Origin of the sequence: Halomonas sp. LBP4, from assembly GCF_003202205.1 — a bacterium.
Lineage (GTDB): Bacteria > Pseudomonadota > Gammaproteobacteria > Pseudomonadales > Halomonadaceae > Halomonas > Halomonas flagellata.
Map to the genome: position 1 here is coordinate 646020 of NZ_PDOG01000003.1, position 584 is coordinate 646603.

The 584-nt window shown below is 64.9% G+C and carries 1 protein-coding gene; it reads right to left on the reverse strand.

What is annotated here, in order from left to right:
- On the reverse strand, positions 1-584 hold a 584-nt coding region (gene tnpC, locus CR157_RS13430), incomplete at both ends, for an IS66 family transposase (protein ID WP_258364163.1).

Here is a 584-nt window from a genome sequence, read left to right on the forward strand (position 1 = left end):
CAGCCGTTCCAGCACGTTCTTCAGGTAGGCGTAGGGCTCATGGCCGTTCAGCTTCGCGGACTGGATCAGGCTCATGATGTTGGCAGCACGCTGGCCACTGCGCAGCGACCCGGCGAATAGCCAGTTGGTCCGTCCCAACGCCCAAGGGCGAATCAGGTTCTCCACCCGATTGTTGTCGATCGGCAGCCCGCCGTCATCCAGGTAGCGCGTCAGCGCCGCCCAGCGTTTCAGGCTGTAGTCCAGCGCCTTGGCCGTCGCCGAGCCGTTCGGCACCTTCTCGCGATGAGCCAGCATCCAGCGGTGCAGCGTGTCGGCGATGGGCCTCGCCCTGGTGTCGCGTAGCCGCTGGCGTTCTTCGGCGGTGAGCGCCTTGGCCTCACGTTCCACTTGGTAGAGCTGGCCGATGTGCTCGATGGCCTGTTCCGCGATCTGGCTCTTGCCGGCCACGTGCAGGTCGACGAACTTGCGTCTCGCGTGGGCCATGCAGCCGATTTCGGTGACGCCGTTGGCAAAGCTCTGCTTGTAGCCGCTGTAGTCATCGCAGATCAGCTTGCCCCGCCAGTCGCCGAGGAAGTCGCGGGCAT